The following is an 18707-nucleotide window of genomic DNA, read 5'->3' as shown; positions in this document are numbered from 1 at the left end:
CCGCGATGTCGTCCGACCAGAACGACAGGACCGACAAGCCGTCCGTCCTCGGGCCGGCCGCCGGCTTCGGCGTGACCTTCAAGGCCATGTTCAAGAAGCGGCTCACCGAGCAGTACCCGGAGCAGAAGAAGCCCACCGCTCCGCGCTTCCACGGCCGCCACCAGCTGAACCGGCACCCGGACGGCCTGGAGAAGTGCGTCGGCTGCGAGCTCTGCGCCTGGGCCTGCCCGGCCGACGCGATCTACGTGGAGGGCGCCGACAACCGCGAGGACGAGCGCTACTCGCCGGGTGAGCGGTACGGGGCGGTCTACCAGATCAACTACGCCCGCTGCATCCTCTGCGGCCTCTGCATCGAGGCCTGCCCGACCCGCGCGCTCACCATGACCAACGAGTACGAACTCGCGGACTCCTCGCGCCAGGACCTCATCTTCACCAAGGACCAGCTGCTGGTCGGCCTCTCCGAAGGCATGGTCGACAGCCCGCACTCGATCTTCCCGGGCGCCGACGAAGGCGCCTACTACCGGGGCGAGATCACCGCGGCGGCGCCCGGGACGGTCCAGCAGGAGAGCACCGACCGGGACAAGGAGGCCCAGCAGTGACCGCCCTGAACCTCGCCGGACACGGCGCGGCCCTCGCCGCCACCAGGACGGCCTCCACCGGCGAGGCCGTCCAGTTCTGGGTGCTCGCGGTGATCGCCGTCGGCGGCGCGCTCGGCATGCTGCTGATGAAGAAGGCCGTGCACAGCGCGCTCTGCCTGGCCGCCACCATGCTCGCCCTGGCGGTCTGTTACATGGCCCAGGGCGCGGTCTTCCTGGGCGTGGTGCAGATCGTCGTCTACACCGGCGCGATCATGATGCTCTTCCTGTTCGTGGTGATGCTGGTCGGTGTCACCAGCGCGGACTCGCTGAAGGAGCAGCTGAAGGGCCAGCGGTTCGCCGCCGTCCTGTGCGGGCTCGGGTTCGGCGTGCTGCTGGTGGCCGGCATCGCCAACGCCAGGCTGGACACCTTCACCGGCCTCGCCGAGGCCAACGCCGAGGGCAACGTCCAGGGCCTGGCCCGGCTGATCTTCACCAAGTACGTCTGGGCCTTCGAGGTCACCGGCGCGCTGCTGATCACCGCCGCGATCGGCGCCATGGTGCTGACCCACCGCGAGCACGTGACGGCCCCGAAGACCCAGCGCGAGCTGGCCGCCCAGCGGGTCAAGGACAACATCCAGCTGCCGCCGCTGCCCGCGCCGGGCGTCTACGCCCGGCACAACGCGGTCGACGTCCCCGGCCTGTTGCCGGACGGCACCGTCGCCGAGGACTCGGTGATGGGGACCCTGCGCGACCGCGGCCAGATCCGCGACGTCAGCCAGGAGATGCTGCGGCGGATGGCCGAGCTGGAGAACACCACCGCCGACTGGCTGGGCCGCCCGTCGTCCGAGCGCCCGCCGGTCGCCGGCCCGCGCAAGGAGCTGGAGCCGGTCCCGCACGACCGGCCGGCGTCGGCCGGCCACGACGAGGAGGGCGCGGAGTGAATCCGGTCAACTACCTCTATCTCTCCGCCCTGTTGTTCACCATCGGCGCCTCCGGCGTGCTGATCCGGCGGAACGCGATCGTGCTGTTCATGTGCGTGGAGCTGATGCTCAACGCCTCGAACCTGGCCCTGGTCACGTTCTCCCGGCTGCACGGCAACCTGGACGGCCAGATCATCGCGTTCTTCACCATGGTGGTCGCGGCGGCCGAAGTAGTGGTCGGTCTCGCCATCATCGTGTCCATCTTCCGGACCAGGCACTCGGCTTCGGTCGATGACAGCAACCTGATGAAGCTGTAGGCGGAGGGCCTTCGGTGAACTCTCTCATTCCGCTGCTGGTGGCAGCGCCGCTGGCCGGCGCCGCCCTGCTGCTCCTCGGTGGCCGCCGCTTCGACCGGTTCGGTCACTGGCTGGCCACCGCTCTGGCCGCGCTCTCGTTCGGCTTCGGGCTCGCGCTGTTCTCGGAGCTGCTGGGCCGCGAGGCCGAGGACCGCTCGATCACCGAGCACCTGTTCAGCTGGATCCCGGTCAACGGGTTCCAGGCCGACGTCGCGTTCCAACTCGACCAGCTCTCGATCACCTTCGTCCTGCTGATCACCGGTGTGGGCACGCTGATCCACCTGTACTCGGTGGGGTACATGGCGCACGACGAGCGCCGGCGCCGCTTCTTCGCGTACCTGAACCTCTTCCTGGCGGCCATGCTGCTGCTGGTGCTCGCCGACAACTACCTGCTGCTGTACGTCGGCTGGGAGGGCGTCGGGCTCGCCTCGTACCTGCTGATCGGCTTCTGGCAGCACAAGCCGAGCGCCGCGACGGCCGCCAAGAAGGCGTTCATCGTCAACCGGGTCGGCGACATGGGCCTCTCCATCGCGATCATGCTGATGTTCGTGGAGTTCGGCTCCTTCGCCTTCGGCCCGATCCTCGGCACCGAGGGCGCGGCCGGTGCGGCCGGCCAGGCCAGTGAGGGCAAGCTGACCGCCATCGGGCTGATGCTGCTGCTGGCGGCCTGCGGCAAGTCCGCCCAGGTCCCGCTGCAGTCCTGGCTCGGAGACGCCATGGAGGGCCCGACCCCGGTCTCGGCCCTGATCCACGCGGCCACCATGGTGACCGCCGGCGTCTACCTGATCACCCGTTCCGGTGCCATCTTCAACCTGGCGCCGGACGCCCAGACCGCCGTGGTGGTGGTCGGCGCGGTCACCCTGCTGTTCGGGGCGATCGTCGGTTGTGCCAAGGACGACATCAAGAAGGCGCTGGCCGGCTCGACGATGTCGCAGATCGGCTACATGATCCTGGCGGCGGGCCTCGGCCCGATCGGCTACGCCTTCGCGATCATGCACCTGGTGACCCACGGCTTCTTCAAGGCCGGGCTCTTCCTCGGCGCCGGGTCGGTCATGCACGGCATGAACGACGAGGTGAACATGCGGCACTACGGCGGTCTGCGCAAGTACATGCCGATCACCTTCGTCACCTTCGGCCTCGGCTACCTGGCCATCATCGGGTTCCCCGGCCTGTCCGGCTTCTTCTCCAAGGACAAGATCATCGAAGCGGCCTTCGCCAAGGGCGGCACGGAGGGCTGGATCCTCGGCCTCTGCACCCTGGTCGGCGCCGCGATCACCGCGTTCTACATGACCCGGGTGATGATCCTGACCTTCTTCGGCGAGAAGCGCTGGCAGCCGGACGCGGACGGCAACGACCCGCACCCGCACGAGTCGCCCAGGACCATGACCATCCCGATGATCGTGCTCGCGTTCGGCTCGGTCTTCGCCGGCGGACTGTTCGCCCTGAACAGCTCCTTCGTCACCTGGCTGGAGCCGGTCACCGGGCACTCCGAGGGGGACTCCCCGCTCAGCCCGCTGGTGGTCACCCTGCTCACCATGGTCTGCATGCTGGCCGGTGTCGCGCTGTCGTACCTGATGTACGGCCGCTCCACCGTCCCCGTGGTGCCGCCGGTCGGCTCCCCGCTCACCCGGGCGGCCCGCCGGGACCTCCTCCAGGACGACTTCAACCACGCCGTCCTGGTGCGCCCCGGGTCCGCGCTCGCCGCGGCGCTGGTCTACTTCGACAGCCGCGGTCTGGACGGCTTCGTCAACGGCCTGGCCGCCACCATCGGCGGGATCTCCGGCCGGCTGCGGCGGATCCAGAACGGCTACGTCCGCACCTACGCACTCTCCATGTTCGGCGGCACGCTGGTGCTGGTCGCCACGACTCTCCTGATGAGGTCCGTCTGATGGACAGGGATTACACAGACCTTCGGGGAGGCGCGGCATGAGTGCCCTGCTGACCGCCACCTGCGCCGTCCCGGCGGCCGGCGCGGTGCTCACCGCCGCGCTGCCCGCCGGGACGACCGGGACCCGGCGGCGGACCACCAAGCTCGTCGCCCTCGGCGTCTCGGCCGTCACGCTGGCCCTGGCGGCCACCGCGGCGGCCCGGTTCGACCCCGACGGGGCCCGCTACCAGCTGACCGAGTCCTACAGCTGGATCCGCTCCTTCGGCATCACCTTCTCGCTCGGCGTGGACGGCATCGGCGCCGTGCTGGCCCTGCTCACGGCCGTCCTGGTGCCGATCGTGATGCTCGCCTCCTGGCACGACGCCGACCCGCCCGCCGAACCGGCCCCCGCGCCGGACGGCAGCTTCGAGAACCGGCGCCGCACCCAGGGCTACTTCGCCCTGATCCTGGCCGTCGAGGCGATGGTGATCGTCTCCTTCTACGCCACCGACGTCTTCCTCTTCTACGTGTTCTTCGAAGCCATGCTGATCCCGATGTACTTCCTCATCGGCGGCTTCGGCGACAAGGCGGGCGGCCCCGAGTCGGCCCGCCAACGGTCCTACGCCGCGGTGAAGTTCCTGCTGTACAACCTGCTCGGCGGCCTGGTCATGCTGGCCGCCGTGATCGGGCTGTACGTGATCGCGCAGGACCAGGGGTTCGGCACCTTCGACCTCCGGACGCTGACCTCGGCGATCGCCGACGGCAAGCTGGTCCTCAGCGGCACCGCCGAGAAGGCGCTGTTCCTCGGCTTCTTCTTCGCCTTCGCCGTGAAGGCCCCGCTCTGGCCGCTGCACACCTGGCTGCCCAACGCGATGGGCGAGTCCACCGCCGGCACGGCCGTGCTGATCACCGCGGTGGTCGACAAGGTCGGCACCTTCGCGATGCTCCGCTTCTGCCTCGGGCTCTTCCCGGACGCCTCGAAGACCTTCGCCCCGGCGATCCTGGTCCTCTCGGTGATCGGGATCATCTACGGCGCCCTGCTGGCCATCGGCCAGAAGGACATCAAGCGGCTGGTCGCGTACGCCTCGATCTCGCACTTCGGCTTCATCATCATGGGCATCTTCGCGCTGACCAGCCAGGGCCAGAGCGGCGCCACCCTCTACATGGTCAACCACGGCATCTCCACCGCCGCGTGGATGCTGGTGGCCGGCTTCCTGATCTCCCGCCGCGGCTCGCGCCTGATCGCCGACTACGGCGGCGTGCAGAAGGTCGCCCCGGTGCTCGCCGGGACGTTCCTGATCGGTGGCCTGGCCACGCTGTCGCTGCCCGGGCTGGCGCCCTTCGTCAGCGAGTTCCTGGTCCTGGTCGGCACGTTCACCCGGTACCCGGCGATCGGCATCGTCGCCACCTTCGGCATCGTGCTCGCCGCGCTCTACGCGCTGCTGCTCTACCAGCGCACCATGACCGGACCGGTCAAGGAGGGCGTGCGCGGCATGCACGACCTCAAGGCGCGCGAACTCGCGGTCGTCGCCCCGCTGGTGGCCCTGACCATCCTGCTCGGCGTCTACCCCAAGCCGCTCACCGACATCGTCAACCCTTCGGTGGACGCGACGCTCTCGCAGGTCCACGAGACCGACCCGGCGCCGGCCCACCCGGTCGCCGCCACCTCAGGAGGTGAGCACAAGTGAGCACCACCGGTTGGCTCGCCGCCGCGGGCGGCAACACGTCGAGCATCCCGGCCCCGCACGTCGAGTACGGCCAGCTCTCCCCGATGCTGGTGGTGTTCGGCGCCGCCGTGCTCGGCATCCTGCTGGAGGCCTTCCTGCCCCGCCGGTACCGGCACTGGGCCCAGGTCTCGGTGGCCCTGCTCGGCCTGGCCGGGGCGTTCACCGCCGTGGTGGTGCTCGCCGCCCAGGGCTACGGCTCCACCAAGGTCGACCTGCTCGCCATGGGCTCGGTCGCCCTGGACGGCCCCGCGCTGTTCCTGCAGGGCGTGATCCTGCTGGCCTCCGTGGTCGCCGTGCTCACCTACGCGGAGCGGAAGCTGGAGCCCAAGGCCGGCGGCGAGCCGGCCGACGCGTTCGCCGCGCAGGCCTCCGCCACGCCCGGCGGCGAGCAGGAGCGCGCCGCCGTCCGGGCCGGCTTCGCCACCAGCGAGGTCTTCCCGCTCACCATGTTCGCGGTCGGCGGCATGCTGCTGTTCCCCGCCGCCAACGACCTGCTGACCATGTTCGTGGCGCTGGAGGTCTTCTCCCTCCCGCTCTACCTGCTCTGCGCGCTGGCCCGCCGCCGCCGGCTGCTCTCCCAGGAGGCGGCGGTCAAGTACTTCCTGCTCGGCGCCTTCGCCTCGGCGTTCTTCCTGTTCGGCACCGCCCTGCTGTACGGGTACGCGGGCAGCGTCCGGCTCGGCGAGATCTCGGACGTCATCTCCGGCAAGGCCCTGGCCACCCCGGCGCTGCTCTCCACCACGCAGAACGACGCCCTGCTCCTGATCGGCCTGGCGATGCTCGCGGTCGGCCTGCTCTTCAAGGTCGGCGCGGTGCCCTTCCACTCCTGGACCCCGGACGTCTACCAGGGCGCCCCGACCCCGGTCACCGGGTTCATGGCGGCGGCGACCAAGGTGGCCGCCTTCGGGGCCATGCTCCGGCTCTTCTACGTCGCCTTCCCCGGCCTGCGGCTGGACTGGCGGCCGGTGATGTGGGGCGTGGCCATCCTGACCATGGTGGTCGGCGCGATCCTGGCCGTCACCCAGCAGGACGTGAAGCGGCTCCTCGCCTACTCCTCCGTCGCGCACGCCGGGTTCATCCTCACCGGCGTGATCGCCACCAACAAGCAGGGCCTCGGCTCGGTGCTGTTCTACCTGCTGGCGTACTCCTTCGTGACCCTCGGCGCCTTCGCCGTGGTCACCCTGGTGCGCGACTCCAAGGGCGAGGCCACCCACCTGTCCAGCTGGGCGGGGCTCGGCCGGCGGTCCCCGCTGGTCGCGGCGGTCTTCGCGCTCTTCCTGCTGGCCTTCGCGGGCATCCCGCTCACCTCGGGCTTCACCGGGAAGTTCGCGGTCTTCCAGGCCGCGGCGGCCGGCGGGGCGACCCCGCTGGTGATCGTGGGTGTGCTCAGCTCGGCGGTGGCCGCGTTCTTCTACATCCGGGTCATCGTGCTGATGTTCTTCTCGGACCCGCAGCCCGGCGGCCCCACCGTGGCCATCCCGAGCGCCTTCACGGCGACCGCGATCGGCATCGGCGTGGTGGTCACCATCGGCCTCGGGGTGCTGCCGCAGTACTTCCTGGACCTGGCGTCGAAGGCCTCGCTCTTCGTCCGCTGAGCCCGCCGTCCGGGCGCCGCCCGGACCCGCTCCACCGGCCGGAACCGCTCCGGCCGCGCCCCACCGTCCGGGCCGCGCCCACGTCCGCGCGGCCCGGACGTGTCGTCTCCGGACCGGCTCCCACCAGCGGGTCCGGCCCGATCATGACAGGATCCGCACGCCCGTGCAGTGATCCACTCGCGACCGGATACCCTGCCTGTATGGCCAGCGGCGGCACTCAGGGACCAGGCCGCTAGATCGACCAGGGACAGAGGAGTGGTCTTCGTGACCGTCGTGGGACCCTTTGGGCTCAACGTGCAGGACCGCGATCTGACCCGCGATGTCCAGTCCGGGATGGACGCGGTGGAGGTCGCGCTCACCGAGGCCGTGAAGAGTGACGTCCCGTTCATCACCGTCACCGCCAGCCACCTGATGGAAGCCGGCGGCAAGCGCTTCCGCCCGCTGCTGGTGATGCTCGCCGCGCAGTTCGGCGACGCCAACGCCCCGGGCGTGGTCCCGGCCGCCGTGGTGGTCGAGCTGACCCACCTCGCGACGCTCTACCACGACGACGTCATGGACGAGGCCCCCGTGCGCCGCGGCGCCCCCAGCGCCAACTCGCGCTGGGACAACTCGGTCGCCATCCTCACCGGCGACTTCCTGTTCTCCCGCGCCTCCCAGGTGCTCGCCGACCTCGGCCCGGAGGCCGTCCGGCTGCAGGCCGACGCGTTCGAACGGCTGGTCACCGGCCAGATCCTGGAGACCGCCGGCCCCCGCCCGGAGGACGACCCGCTCGACCACTACCTCGCCGTGCTGGCCGGCAAGACCGGCTCGCTGATCGCCGTCTCCTGCCGGATCGGCGCGCTGATGGCCGGCGCCGAGCCGTGGGTGACCGACATCCTCAGCGCGTACGGCGAGCGGATCGGCATCGCCTTCCAGCTGGCCGACGACGTGCTCGACATCGCCAGCGACGGCCACGAGTCCGGCAAGACCCCCGGCACCGACCTGCGCGAGGGCGTGCCGACGCTGCCCACGCTGCTGCTCCGGCAGATGCCGGTCGACGAGTCCGACCCGGCCGACCTGCGGCTGCGCGAGCTGGTCGAGAGCGACCTCGCCGACGACGACCTGCACGCCGAGGCGCTGCGCCTGCTGCGCCGCCACCCGGCGCTGGAGCGCGCCCGCCGGGAGACCCTGCGGCACGCGGAGGAGGCCCGCGCGCTGCTCGACCCGCTGCCCGACAGCGCGGCCAAGGCGGCCCTCCAGGGCCTGTGCGACGCGGTGGCCATCCGCACCATGTGACCGGCGGCCCGCCGCATGTGCCCGGCCGTGCACCGGAGGTGACCGGCCGTCCGCCGCCTGTGACCGGCCGTCCGGGCCCTGCTCCGACCGGCCGGGCGCACCCGCCCGGCGGTCGGCGACCGCGGTCGGCGGGATTCTCCGCCCGGCGGACCGGGGCGTCCGCGGATAGGGAAGACTGACCTCGTCAGCACCGTCCGCAGCGCCGCCAACCGGAAGGCCACCATGCTTCGCGTCGTCATCGCCGAGGACTCCGTCCTGCTTCGGGAGGGCCTGACCAGGCTGCTGACCGACCGCGGTCTGGAGGTCGTGGCGGGAGTCGGCGACGGCGAGGCGCTGCTGAAGGCCGTCCACGACCTGGCCGGCGCCGGCGCCCTGCCCGACGTGGTGGTCGCCGACGTCCGGATGCCCCCGACCCACACCGACGAGGGGGTGCGCGCCTGCGTCACGCTGCGCGGCCTCTACCCCGAGGTGGGTGTCCTGGTGCTGTCGCAGTACGTCGAGGAGCGCTACGCCTCCGAGCTGCTGGCCGGCTCCACCCGGGGCGTCGGGTACCTGCTGAAGGACCGGGTGGCCGAGGTCCGCGAGTTCGTCGACGCCGTGGTGCGGGTGGCCGGGGGCGGCACCGCGCTGGACCCCGAGGTCGTCCAGCAGCTGCTCAGCCGCAGCCGCAAGGGCGACGTCCTGGCCGGGCTGACCCCGCGCGAGCGCGAGGTGCTCGGGCTGATGGCGGAGGGCCGGACCAACGCGGCGGTGGCCAAGCAGCTGGTGGTCTCGGACGGCGCGGTGGAGAAGCACGTCAGCAACATCTTCCTCAAGCTGGGCCTGGCCCAGAGCTCCGAGGACCACCGGCGGGTGCTCGCGGTGCTCACCTACCTGAACTCGTAGCGGGGCCGCCCGCGGGCCGACGGCGGGGGTGACAGCGGGGCGCGGGCGGTCTCCGGCCCGCCGGACGGCCTCCGGCCCGCGTTCGCGTCCCTGTCCGCGACACGCGGGGGCGGGGCGCGCGGAACCCGTCCGGGCGCCCGATCAGGGGCGTTCCCGCCGGTGTCCGGCCGGTCACCTACCGTGCTTCCGTGACATCCGGCGGTGATTTCCCGCCGCATCGGGTAGTTCCGTCCAAGGCAATCCTTACCCGCATAGGATGCGAGAGGTGCACCAGGCGGACGGGGCACACGGCTCACGCCCGCGGCTGGTGCCCACGAGGAGGTCCGCGGCAGTGACCAGTCAGGTCGATCAGTCGGAAGCGGTGGACGGTCCGGACGGCGACGGGGGCCGTTCCGGGCCCGGTGAGGGCCGCTCCGGCCCCGCCGTGCCGGCCGGTCCGCAGCCCAGGCGAGCCAAGCCGATCCGCAGATTGGACCGGGTGATCATCCGCTTCGCCGGGGACTCCGGCGACGGCATGCAGCTCACCGGTGACCGCTTCACCTCGGAGACGGCGTCCTTCGGCAACGACCTCTCCACCCTGCCCAACTTCCCGGCCGAGATCCGGGCCCCCGCCGGCACGCTCCCGGGGGTCTCGTCCTTCCAGCTCCACTTCGCCGACCACGACATCCTGACCCCGGGGGACGCGCCCAACGTCCTGGTGGCGATGAACCCGGCCGCCCTGAAGGCCAACGTGCCGGACCTGCCGCGCGGCGCGGAGATCATCGTCAACACCGACGAGTTCACCAAGCGCGCCCTGGCCAAGGTCGGCTACCCGGCCGACCCGCTGGGGGACGGCTCGCTGGAGGCCTACCACCTGCACAAGGTGCCGCTGACCACGCTGACCCTGGAGGCGCTCAAGGACAGCGGGCTGACCCGCAAGGACGCCGAGCGCGCCAAGAACATGTTCGCGCTGGGCCTGCTCTCCTGGATGTACCACCGGCCCACCCACGGCACCGAGTCCTTCCTGCGTACCAAGTTCGCCAAGAAGCCGCTGATCGCCGAGGCCAACATCAGCGCCTTCCGGGCGGGCTGGAACTTCGGGGAGACCACGGAGTCCTTCGCCGTCTCGTACGAGGTGCCGCCGGCCAAGCTGCCACCGGGCCGCTACCGCAACATCTCCGGCAACCTGGCCCTGTCGTACGGACTGATCGCCGCCTCCGAGCGCTCCGGGCTGCCGCTCTACCTCGGCTCGTACCCGATCACCCCGGCCTCGGACATCCTGCACGAGCTGAGCAGACACAAGAACTTCGACGTGCGGACCTTCCAGGCGGAGGACGAGATCGCCGGCATCGGCGCGGCGCTCGGTGCCTCGTTCGGCGGCGCGCTGGGCGTGACCACCACCTCCGGCCCGGGCGTCGCCCTGAAGAGCGAGACCATCGGCCTGGCCGTCTCGCTCGAACTGCCCCTGCTGGTGGTCGACATCCAGCGCGGCGGGCCGTCCACCGGCCTGCCGACCAAGACCGAGCAGGCGGACCTGCTGCAGGCGATGTTCGGCCGCAACGGCGAGGCGCCGGTGCCGATCGTCGCCCCGGCGACCCCGGCCGAGTGCTTCGACGCGGCCCTGGAGGCGGCCCGGATCGCCGTCACCTACCGCACCCCGGTGTTCCTGCTGTCGGACGGCTACCTGGCCAACGGGTCCGAACCCTGGCGGATCCCCGAGGTCGGCGAACTGCCCGAGATCACCCCGGACTTCGCGACCGGCCCGAACCGCGAGGACGGCGCGTTCTGGCCCTACCAGCGCGACCCGCAGACGCTGGCCCGCCCCTGGGCGGTGCCCGGCACGCCGGGCCTGGAGCACAGGATCGGCGGGATCGAGAAGCAGGACGGCACGGGGAACATCTCCTACGACCCCGCCAACCACGACTTCATGGTCCGCACCCGCCAGGCGAAGGTGGACGGCATCGCGGTGCCGGCGCTGGAGGTCGACGACCCCGGCGGCGAGGCACGGGTCCTGGTCCTCGGCTGGGGGTCGACGTACGGGCCGATCACCGCCGCCGTCCGCCGGGTCCGGGCCGACGGCGGGCAGGTCGCCCAGGCGCACCTGCGCAACCTCAACCCGTTTCCGGCCAATCTCGGTGCGGTGCTGAAGGGTTACGACAAGGTCATCGTTCCCGAGATGAACCTCGGGCAGCTGGCGCTGCTGCTGCGGGCCAAGTACCTGGTGGACGCGCAGTCCTACAACCAGGTGCGTGGACTGCCGTTCAAGGCGGCCCAGTTGGCGGACGTGCTGGGGGCGGCGATCGGCAGCCTGGACGCGGCGGGTGCTGCCTCGGGTGCTGCTTCGGAGGCGGCCTCGGAGGCTGCTTCGGCGAACGAGGAGGACAACCGATGAGCGAGAAGTTTCCCTCCTTGAAGCTGGTGCCGAAGGCCGAAGGGCCCCAGACCGCGAAGGAGTTCAAGACCGACCAGGAGGTCCGCTGGTGTCCCGGCTGCGGGGACTACGCGATCCTGGCGGCGGTGCAGGCCTTCATGCCGGAGCTGGGGATCAAGCGGGAGAACACCGTCTTCGTCTCCGGCATCGGGTGTTCCTCCCGTTTCCCGTACTACATGAATACCTATGGGGTGCACTCGATCCACGGGCGCGCACCGGCCATCGCCACCGGGCTGGCGTCCTCCCGGCAGGACCTGAGCGTCTGGGTGGTGACGGGTGACGGCGACGCCCTCTCGATCGGCGGCAACCATCTGATCCACGCGCTACGGCGGAACGTCAATCTGAAGATCCTGCTGTTCAACAACCGGATCTACGGCCTCACCAAGGGCCAGTACTCGCCGACCAGCGAGGTCGGCAAGATCACCAAGTCCACGCCGATGGGCTCACTGGACGCGCCCTTCAACCCGCTCTCGCTGGCCATCGGCGCGGAGGCCACCTTCGTCGCCCGGACCATCGACTCCGACCGCCAGCACCTCCAGTCCGTGCTGCGGGCGGCGGCGGAGCACGAGGGCACCGCGCTGGTGGAGATCTACCAGAACTGCAACATCTTCAACGACGGCGCCTTCGAGATCCTGAAGGAGTCCGGCACCCGGGACGAGGCCCTGATCCGCCTGGAGCACGGCCAGCCGATCCGCTTCGGCGCCGACGGGGCGCAGGGCGTCTTCCGGGACGCCGGCGGCGAGCTGTACGTCGACACCGTCACGGCCGACAACGAGGCCTCGGTGGTGGTCCACGACGCCCACGCCGCAGGCTCCGCGGCGGCGTTCGCGCTCTCCCGGATCGCCGACGCCGACACCCTGCACCACACCCCGATCGGTGTCCTGCGCAGCGTCCGCCGGCCGGTCTACGACGAGCTGATGGCCGCCCAGCTGACCACCGCCGTGGCGCAGCGCGGCACCGGCGACCTGGCGGGTCTGCTGGCCGGCAGCGACACCTGGACGGTCGACTGACCGTCACTGGGCGGACGACGGCGCCCCGGCGGGAGCGATCCCTCCCCGCCGGGGGCCACCGCCGGGTCGATATGACAGGTGTCATCCCGAAGAGCTGCCCCCGGGCACTACGGGCCGACGCCCGCCCGGGCCTACCGTTCTTGCCATGACGAACACGAAGCTCGTTGACACCAGGACCGACGTCCACGTGAGCATCATCGGTGGCACCCGGCTGGCGGGCCGGGAGGTCCACCGCCGCACCGTGACCGCCTCGCTGATCGGCGGTGCGGACATCGACCTGACGGATGTGGAGATCCCCGACGGCGCCGAGCTCCGGATCACCAAGCTGAGCCTGATCGGCGGGGTGAGGCTGAGGGTCCGCCCGAACGTGCGCGTCGTGGTCAGCGGTCTGCGCCTCGGCGGCGTCCGCGACGACGGCCGTACCGAACTCGGCGGTCCGACCGTGCACGTGAGGGCCTGGGGCCTGCTCGGCGGTGTGAGCGTCCGCCGCCCGTGAGCACCCGGGGTCGTGAGCGTCCGGCCGGTCGTGAGCGTCCGGCCGGTCGGGGGAGGTCGGTCGGGGGGAGGTCGGCCGGTCCGTGGCCCGGTGCGGCTGGGTATCGTCCGGGTATGGCCGAACTGATCGCACCGACCACCCGCCTGCACGCCAACTGGCTTGAGGCGCACAGGGAATGGGGCCCGGGGAGCCACGAGGACGGCTTCGGGCTCACGCCGGGCGACGAGGTCGACTCCCCGGCCGGCTTCGCCGCCTGGATCTCCCGGCTGGCCGCCGAGGAGGCGCCGTCGCACCCGGCCGAGGCCGGGGCACTGGCCTTCCGCTACCGCTGGATCGTGGAGGACGGCCGGGTCCTGGGCGGCATCGTCCTGCGGTACGGAGTGCACGGCTTCGTCCCGTACTTCGGCCACATCGGCTACGGCATCCGGCCCTCCGCCCGCCGCCGCGGACTGGCGGCGTGGGCGTTGGGCCGGATGCTCGACGAAGCCCGCACGGTCGGCCTGGACCGCGTCCTGGTCGCCTGCGCGGTGGACAACATCGCCTCGGTCCGGACCATCGAGGGCCGGGGAGGTGTTCTCGAAAGCGTCCAGGACACCAAGTTCGGTGCCGTTCGCCGCTACTGGATCGGGCTCCAGGATGACCCGGCGCCCGTCGCCCGGTCGTCGGCCGGGGTGTCGTCGCGGACGTCCGGTTCCTGTCGCCGGACTCCTACTGCTGGACCCACTCGACCAGCTGGATGACCACCCCGTTCGGGTCGGTGACCTGGAACAGCCGCTCGCCCCACGGCTCGTCGCGCAGCGGCATGGTGATCTCCACGCCGGCGGCCCGCAGGCGGGCCTCCTCGGCTGCCACGTCCGCCACGGTGAACGCCAGGATCAGCCCGGCGGCGTGCTGGTCCCGGAAGCCCTCGGGCAGCACGTCGAGGCCGCGGCGCAGGTAGACGACGTTCATCCCGGAGTCCGGGCGCCCGAGCGAGGCGAAGCCGTCGGCCGCCATCTGCTCGGCGAACCCGAAGTGCTGCTGGAGGAAGGCGGCGGAGGCGGTGACGTCCTCGACGGTGAGTGAGACTGCGGCGCCGGTGATCTGCATGGAGGAGTGCCCTTTCGTCGGCGATTATCCCGTAAGCAGTACACTATACATAGTACGGAGAATTGCGCCAGAGGTCTGCGAGGGGGAGTGGGCGGGGAGCGCGCGGGATCGGGGCTTGTGTTGGAGTGAACTCCAACTCATACCGTCGTCATGTCGGCCGGGGAGGACTCCTCCCGGGGCCGGAAGCCCGATCGCCCGTCCCTGATTGCGGCCGTCCCGACGGCAGAAACGGATCACCCATGACGAACGCCCTCGCCACCGCCTCCACCATCGCCGCCGCCACCGCGGCTGTCCGGCAGGAGCGCTTCGACCACGGCATGGGCGTCCTGGCCCGGATCGACGGCGAGAGCGGCCAGAAGGTCATCGAGGCGCTGGCGGACGTCTCGCCGGAACTCGGCCACCAGGTCGTCGCCTGGGCCTTCGGCGACATCTACGACCGCCCGGGCCTGGCGCCGCGCGACCGGCAGCTGGTGACCCTCGGCATGCTCACCGCGCTCGGCGGCTGTGAGCCCCAGCTGGAGGTGCACATCAACGCGGCCCTCAACGTCGGGCTCGGTCGGGAGGAGATCGTCGAGGCGCTGCTGCACTCGGCCGTCTACTGCGGGATGCCCCGCGCCCTCAACGCGACGTTCGTCGCCAAGAAGGTCTTCGGGGAGCGCGGCCTGCTGCCCGTCGCAGTGCCGGCCGAGGGCTGACCCCGAGTTGGGCCGGGGGCCGGGGGGTGGGGGGTGGGGGTGCGGCGGGGCTTCAGGAGTCGGAGGCGCCCGGGTCGGAGCGGCGGGACGACTTGGCGAAGGCCTTGAAGGCGGCGAGGAGCCCGTCACGGGCGACCCCCGCGAACAGTACGGCGACCCGCAGCGGGTAGTTCCGGGCGTACCGGGCCCGAACGGAGCGGACGGCACGCGGGGCCGCGGGGTCCTGGCGGAGCGTCGGGCGGTGGGGCTCGTTCATGAGGGGACGGTACCTCGGGGGGTCGGCGTGCGGCCGCGGCTGGCGGGGTTGGTGAAGTCGGTGGGGTCGGAGCGCGAGGTGCGGTCGCCGGGCCGGTGGGACCGGCCCGGCGACCGCACCTCGCACCACTACTTCCAGAAGATGGCGCCCTTGCCCAGGCTGTAGGGCGCGCCCCAGTATTCGGCGCCCGAGACCTTGGTGGCCGCCGGGGCGAGGGCGACGGCGCAGCCCTGGGCGGTCTGGCCGTTGGTGAAGCCCTTCGGCAGCGAGGGGTTCGCGCACTTGGCGAAGCCGCCGATGATCATCAGTTCCTGGGCCTCGCTGCCGTCCGGCAGGAGGCCCTTGACGTGGTCCACGCTGGTGTAGGCCAGGTCGGTGGTGCCGGTGTTGGTGATCGAGTACCGCACGTAGTACGGGACGAGCCCCTTGGCCTTGTCACCGAGCTTGAGTGCGGCCAGGTCGGCCGGGTCGCCGGTCTCGATCGCGGTGACCGACAGGGCGATGACGCCCTTGGTGCTGCCGGAGCTGAACTGCACCTGGGCGGGCTGGCCGATCTTGAAGGTCTGCCCGGGGGTGGCGTCGGTACCGCCGCCGGCCGCGGGAGCGGCTGCGGGCGCGCTGGTGGCCGCGGTGGTGGGAGTGCCGGTGGCGGCACCCGACGGGCTGGCCGCGGCCGGCGTGCTCGCGGAGGCGGCCGGGGTCGTCGGCGCGGCGGCCGGTGGCGGAGTGCTGCTCGCCGTGTCGGCCGCCGGGTCGTCGTTGCAGGCGGTGAGGGTCAGGGCGCCGACCGCTGCGAGACCGACGAGCGTCCACATGCGCTTGCGGGTGTGGATGCCGTTCATAGGAGGTTCCCCCGTGTTCCGGGCCGTCAGGCGGCGGCCCTGCTGAGATCTTGATAGCGGGGTCGGGGGGTCGGGGGCCATGGCTTCGGCGCGGTTCGGCCCGAATGTGACGTGACCGCGTCGGAGTTGTCGACGAGCCGGTACAGTAGCGCCCCTTGCGCCCGGCCGCCCGGCTGCCGAACCGCAAGGCGCTGAACCGGCCCTGACGGAGGGACGCGGCGGGTACCGGGCCCGTTGCGGAGGCGTCTCGGAGGCGTCTCGACCGGACGCCCCGCCCGCGCGCCTGGCTACGGTGGTGGCCATGAGTACGGGGGGCGGATCGGCCTGGGCCGGGGTACGGCGGGTCTTGCTGACGTTGTCGGGCGTGGTCGTGGCCGGGGCGGTGATCCTCGTCGCGGCCGTCCTGTGGCAACTGCACGACCTCACCACCGTGCCCCCCGCACCGGACGCGAGCGCGCTCGCCCGGGCCGCCGACACGCGTGCGGCCCGCGACCGGGCGGTGGCGTTCGCCGACGAGCAGACCGGACTGGTCCGGGCGGCCGCGCCCTGGGCGGAGGCGCTGGACAGCTCGGTCGCCGACCTGTGCGAGGCCCGGGCCGCCTCCGGCAGCTTCGGCAGCAAGCCGGTGTGGTCGGGGGTGATGTGCCGGCGGACGACGGTGCTGTACGCCGCGTTCGACGGTGAGATCGAGCCCCGGCTGGCCGAGCTGGACCGGGCGCTGGCCGGCGTCGGCTGGAAGCCGCGCAGCGGCGGCAGGGACTTGGTGCGGGAGCTGCACTACCAGCACAGCCCGGGTGGCGACGCCTCGGCCGAGCAGACGGCCGAGGCGCTGGCCCGGCCGAACTCGGTCGCCGTCGACCACACGCGCGGCGCCGGGCAGAACTCCGTCACCCTGACCGTCGCGGTCGCGGACGGCAAGGGTCTGCCCAGGATCAGGGGCAGTTGGGACGACTCGTCAACCCTGCGCGGGCCGGACGCGAAGCCCTACGCGGACGGTGAGTCCGAGCGGGTCGTGTACCAGGACTGGCGGCGCGTGGACGCCGAGGCACTTCAGGCGAAGGCCTACGCGAACCACCGGTACCTGCTGGCGATCGGCGTGACTCAGCTCTACGCCGCCGGCTGCCCGGGCGCCACGTGCAACGGGAGCGCACCGAGCTGGTGACGGCCGGCCCGGAAGGCCCCGGGTCGGAGTGGGAAGTCGGCCGGTCCGACGCCCTGCTCCGCGACTCATTGCCCCTGCGGCGCCTCGGGATGTGGTGACTGGGGCGGCTCGTTCGTGGTGTGTTCCGGCTGGGGCCGGCGCCCTCGGCCGGCCTCGGGTCGGAGTGGGAAGTCGGCCGGTTCGACGTCCCGCTCCGCGCGTTAGCGCCCCTGCGTCACCTCAGGAGGCGGCGTCGGAACGCTGCGGGGTGGAGGCGGAGCCGGGTGTTGCGGTTCCGGCCGATGCGGCCGGTCACCGGGACGGGCCGAACCCGGGCAACGGGTCCTGGTCGACCTCGTGGCGGGCGACCCGTTCGGTCGGGTCCCGGCACTCCGGGCCCAGCCGCAGGATGCGGGATTCCGGGTCGCGCAGCGGGCGGTGGCAGCGGCGGCAGGTGACTCGGGAGCGGACGACCTCTGCCGAGTCGGTGCCGGGGAGTGGCTCGGGGGTGCGGTCGGTCATGGGTCGACCCTAGAGCTTGCCCGACGGTGCCCGCCGGGGGCCCGCCCGGCCCCGCAGTCCGGACGCGCCGCTGTTCTCCTCCGGGTGCGCTCCGGCGGTGCGCCCGGCGGGCCCTGTCCGGGCGGGCGCGTGAAAGGATTCCCCCATGGCGAGTGAACGCAGCAGTGCGGGGGATCCGGCGCGGACGCTGGCACTGCTCTGGGGCGTGTCGACCGAGGAGAAGCCGGGCCGTCGTGGTCCCCGGCAGGCGAAGTCGCCCGCGGAGATCGCGGCCGTGGCGATCGCGCTGGCCGACGCCGACGGCGTGGACGCGGTGACGATGCGGCGAGTGGCGCAGGAACTGGGCGTCTCCCCGATGGCGCTCTACACGTACGTCCCCGGCAAGGCCGAGCTGCTCGACCTGATGCTGGACACCGTCTACGCGACCATGCCGCGCAGCGCCCCCTCCGACGAGGGCTGGCGGGCCAGGGTCGCCGCGGTCGCGGACGACAACCGCGCGCTCTACCGCGCCCACCCCTGGGTGGCGAGCATCTCGACCAGCCGTCCGCCGCTGGGGCCGGGGCTGATGGCCAAGTACGAGTACGAGTTGTGCGCCCTGGAGGGCACCGGGCTGCCGGACGTGGAGCTGGACGCCGCGCTCACCCACCTGCTGGGTTTCGTCCAGACCTGTGCCCGGATGGGTGCCGACGACCGCGCCGCGCAGCAGGACAGTGCGATGACCGACGAGCAGTGGTGGGCGGCCAACGCGGACCTGCTGGCCCGGGTCTTCGACGCCGAGCGGTACCCGGTCGCCGCCCGTGTCGGTGCGGCCGCCGGCGAGGTGCACGGCGGCGCGTACAGCGCGGACCACGCGTACGCCTTCGGCCTGGCCCGAGTGCTGGACGGGTTCGCGGCGCTGATCGCGGAGCGGTAGCCACCCGGCGGGGCCGCGAATCTGTAGACCGGTCGGTTGATTCTGGACGCCTTAGGTAGACCGGTCTGCATATTCACCAGCTGCGCCGGGCCGGAATCGCTAGACCGGTCTACAGAAATACCCCCTTGAG

At 71.9% G+C, this 18707-nt stretch carries 18 protein-coding genes and 1 pseudogene; 15 read left to right on the top strand and 4 right to left on the bottom strand.

The genetic code is table 11. The features are described from left to right. Positions 1 to 5 precede the first annotated feature (5 nt). The 12 genes and pseudogenes from nuoI (at position 6) to ABZ497_RS06450 (ending at position 13859) form a co-directional block, all read left to right on the top strand. Entirely contained in the window at positions 6 to 599 is a 594-nt protein-coding gene (gene nuoI / locus ABZ497_RS06505; RefSeq protein WP_329489242.1) for an NADH-quinone oxidoreductase subunit NuoI, read from the top strand. A gap of 5 nt (positions 600 to 604) precedes the next feature. Beyond that, positions 605 to 1519 carry an NADH-quinone oxidoreductase subunit J gene (locus ABZ497_RS06500; RefSeq protein WP_359803862.1) on the top strand — a complete coding sequence of 305 codons (915 nt, stop codon included), beginning with the start codon at positions 605 to 607 and terminating at the stop codon, positions 1517 to 1519. After that, complete coding sequence (nuoK, locus tag ABZ497_RS06495; protein WP_209412994.1) at positions 1516 to 1815, top strand: NADH-quinone oxidoreductase subunit NuoK; 300 nt, start codon at positions 1516 to 1518, stop codon at positions 1813 to 1815. The genes ABZ497_RS06500 and nuoK overlap by 4 nt, the downstream gene beginning before the upstream one ends. A 14-nt stretch (positions 1816 to 1829) precedes the next feature. Beyond that, the gene (gene nuoL, locus ABZ497_RS06490; RefSeq protein ID WP_352290596.1) at positions 1830 to 3743 is read left to right on the top strand and encodes an NADH-quinone oxidoreductase subunit L; all 1914 of its coding nucleotides are present in this window, start codon (positions 1830 to 1832) and stop codon (positions 3741 to 3743) included. A 37-nt stretch (positions 3744 to 3780) separates the two neighbouring features. Next, a complete protein-coding gene (locus tag ABZ497_RS06485) occupies positions 3781 to 5409 on the top strand; it encodes an NADH-quinone oxidoreductase subunit M (protein ID WP_359803771.1) in 1629 nt (542 codons plus the stop codon). Then, entirely contained in the window at positions 5406 to 7043 is a 1638-nt protein-coding gene (nuoN, locus tag ABZ497_RS06480; RefSeq protein ID WP_329489246.1) for an NADH-quinone oxidoreductase subunit NuoN, read from the top strand. The genes ABZ497_RS06485 and nuoN overlap by 4 nt, the downstream gene beginning before the upstream one ends. 264 nt (positions 7044 to 7307) lie before the next feature. Next, positions 7308 to 8318: a polyprenyl synthetase family protein gene (locus ABZ497_RS06475; protein WP_329489247.1), complete on the top strand. Its 1011-nt coding sequence runs from the start codon at positions 7308 to 7310 to the stop codon at positions 8316 to 8318. Positions 8319 to 8540: 222 nt separating this feature from the next. Further along, entirely contained in the window at positions 8541 to 9203 is a 663-nt protein-coding gene (locus ABZ497_RS06470) for a response regulator transcription factor (RefSeq protein WP_329489248.1), read from the top strand. Between the two features lie 307 nt (positions 9204 to 9510). Further along, positions 9511 to 11463: pseudogene (locus ABZ497_RS06465) on the top strand (2-oxoacid:acceptor oxidoreductase subunit alpha); the annotation flags it as partial. Between the two features lie 107 nt (positions 11464 to 11570). After that, positions 11571 to 12623 (top strand): 2-oxoacid:ferredoxin oxidoreductase subunit beta, encoded by a 1053-nt coding sequence (locus ABZ497_RS06460; RefSeq protein ID WP_359803770.1) that lies wholly within the window; start codon positions 11571 to 11573, stop codon positions 12621 to 12623. 145 nt (positions 12624 to 12768) lie between these two features. Continuing rightward, complete coding sequence (locus ABZ497_RS06455) at positions 12769 to 13119, top strand: hypothetical protein (protein ID WP_359803769.1); 351 nt, start codon at positions 12769 to 12771, stop codon at positions 13117 to 13119. Positions 13120 to 13232: 113 nt separating this feature from the next. After that, entirely contained in the window at positions 13233 to 13859 is a 627-nt protein-coding gene (locus ABZ497_RS06450; protein ID WP_359803768.1) for a GNAT family N-acetyltransferase, read from the top strand. On the opposite strand, the gene ABZ497_RS06445 is transcribed toward ABZ497_RS06450, so the two are convergent. Next, the gene (locus ABZ497_RS06445) at positions 13828 to 14208 is read right to left on the bottom strand and encodes a VOC family protein (RefSeq protein WP_329489252.1); all 381 of its coding nucleotides are present in this window, start codon (positions 14206 to 14208) and stop codon (positions 13828 to 13830) included. The two genes, ABZ497_RS06450 and ABZ497_RS06445, sit on opposite strands and share 32 nt — an antisense overlap. 239 nt (positions 14209 to 14447) lie before the next feature. Here ABZ497_RS06445 and ABZ497_RS06440 point away from each other — a divergent pair, with 239 nt between their 5' ends. Then, complete coding sequence (locus ABZ497_RS06440; RefSeq protein WP_359803767.1) at positions 14448 to 14903, top strand: carboxymuconolactone decarboxylase family protein; 456 nt, start codon at positions 14448 to 14450, stop codon at positions 14901 to 14903. 52 nt (positions 14904 to 14955) lie between these two features. On the opposite strand, the gene ABZ497_RS06435 is transcribed toward ABZ497_RS06440, so the two are convergent. Continuing rightward, a complete protein-coding gene (locus ABZ497_RS06435; RefSeq protein WP_359803766.1) occupies positions 14956 to 15159 on the bottom strand; it encodes a hypothetical protein in 204 nt (67 codons plus the stop codon). A 128-nt stretch (positions 15160 to 15287) separates the two neighbouring features. Further along, on the bottom strand, positions 15288 to 16001 hold the full coding sequence (locus ABZ497_RS06430) for a hypothetical protein (protein WP_359803765.1): 714 nt from the start codon (positions 15999 to 16001) through the stop codon (positions 15288 to 15290). Between the two features lie 301 nt (positions 16002 to 16302). On the opposite strand from ABZ497_RS06430, the gene ABZ497_RS06425 reads away from it, so the two are divergent. Then, positions 16303 to 17163, top strand: a complete 861-nt coding sequence (locus tag ABZ497_RS06425) for a hypothetical protein (protein ID WP_359803764.1) — start codon at positions 16303 to 16305, stop codon at positions 17161 to 17163. 291 nt (positions 17164 to 17454) lie between these two features. Here ABZ497_RS06425 and ABZ497_RS06420 read toward each other — a convergent pair whose 3' ends face one another. Beyond that, on the bottom strand, positions 17455 to 17664 hold the full coding sequence (locus tag ABZ497_RS06420; protein ID WP_359803763.1) for a DUF6011 domain-containing protein: 210 nt from the start codon (positions 17662 to 17664) through the stop codon (positions 17455 to 17457). A gap of 145 nt (positions 17665 to 17809) precedes the next feature. Here ABZ497_RS06420 and ABZ497_RS06415 point away from each other — a divergent pair, with 145 nt between their 5' ends. Beyond that, a complete protein-coding gene (locus ABZ497_RS06415; protein ID WP_329489257.1) occupies positions 17810 to 18577 on the top strand; it encodes a TetR/AcrR family transcriptional regulator in 768 nt (255 codons plus the stop codon). The last annotated feature ends 130 nt before the right edge of the window (positions 18578 to 18707 follow it).

The sequence above is a fragment of the Kitasatospora sp. NPDC005751 genome (genome assembly GCF_040630835.1).
Lineage (GTDB): Bacteria > Actinomycetota > Actinomycetes > Streptomycetales > Streptomycetaceae > Kitasatospora.
The sequence above is the reverse complement of the archived record's forward strand: the minus strand, read 5'-3'. Positions and strand labels throughout refer to the sequence as shown.

Bases quoted from the DNA above. Each gene is read 5' to 3' on its own strand.
- ABZ497_RS06460 (WP_359803770.1), top strand. From the start codon at position 11,571: ATGAGCGAGAAGTTTCCCTCCTTGAAGCTGGTGCCGAAGGCCGAAGGG.
- ABZ497_RS06425 (WP_359803764.1), top strand. From the start codon at position 16,303: ATGAGTACGGGGGGCGGATCGGCCTGGGCCGGGGTACGGCGGGTCTTG.
- ABZ497_RS06440 (WP_359803767.1), top strand. From the start codon at position 14,448: ATGACGAACGCCCTCGCCACCGCCTCCACCATCGCCGCCGCCACCGCG.
- nuoI (WP_329489242.1), top strand. From the start codon at position 6: ATGTCGTCCGACCAGAACGACAGGACCGACAAGCCGTCCGTCCTCGGG.
- ABZ497_RS06485 (WP_359803771.1), top strand. From the start codon at position 3,781: ATGAGTGCCCTGCTGACCGCCACCTGCGCCGTCCCGGCGGCCGGCGCG.
- ABZ497_RS06430 (WP_359803765.1), bottom strand. From the start codon at position 16,001: ATGAACGGCATCCACACCCGCAAGCGCATGTGGACGCTCGTCGGTCTC.
- ABZ497_RS06415 (WP_329489257.1), top strand. From the start codon at position 17,810: ATGGCGAGTGAACGCAGCAGTGCGGGGGATCCGGCGCGGACGCTGGCA.
- ABZ497_RS06455 (WP_359803769.1), top strand. From the start codon at position 12,769: ATGACGAACACGAAGCTCGTTGACACCAGGACCGACGTCCACGTGAGC.
- ABZ497_RS06435 (WP_359803766.1), bottom strand. From the start codon at position 15,159: ATGAACGAGCCCCACCGCCCGACGCTCCGCCAGGACCCCGCGGCCCCG.
- ABZ497_RS06420 (WP_359803763.1), bottom strand. From the start codon at position 17,664: ATGACCGACCGCACCCCCGAGCCACTCCCCGGCACCGACTCGGCAGAG.
- ABZ497_RS06450 (WP_359803768.1), top strand. From the start codon at position 13,233: ATGGCCGAACTGATCGCACCGACCACCCGCCTGCACGCCAACTGGCTT.
- ABZ497_RS06470 (WP_329489248.1), top strand. From the start codon at position 8,541: ATGCTTCGCGTCGTCATCGCCGAGGACTCCGTCCTGCTTCGGGAGGGC.
- ABZ497_RS06445 (WP_329489252.1), bottom strand. From the start codon at position 14,208: ATGCAGATCACCGGCGCCGCAGTCTCACTCACCGTCGAGGACGTCACC.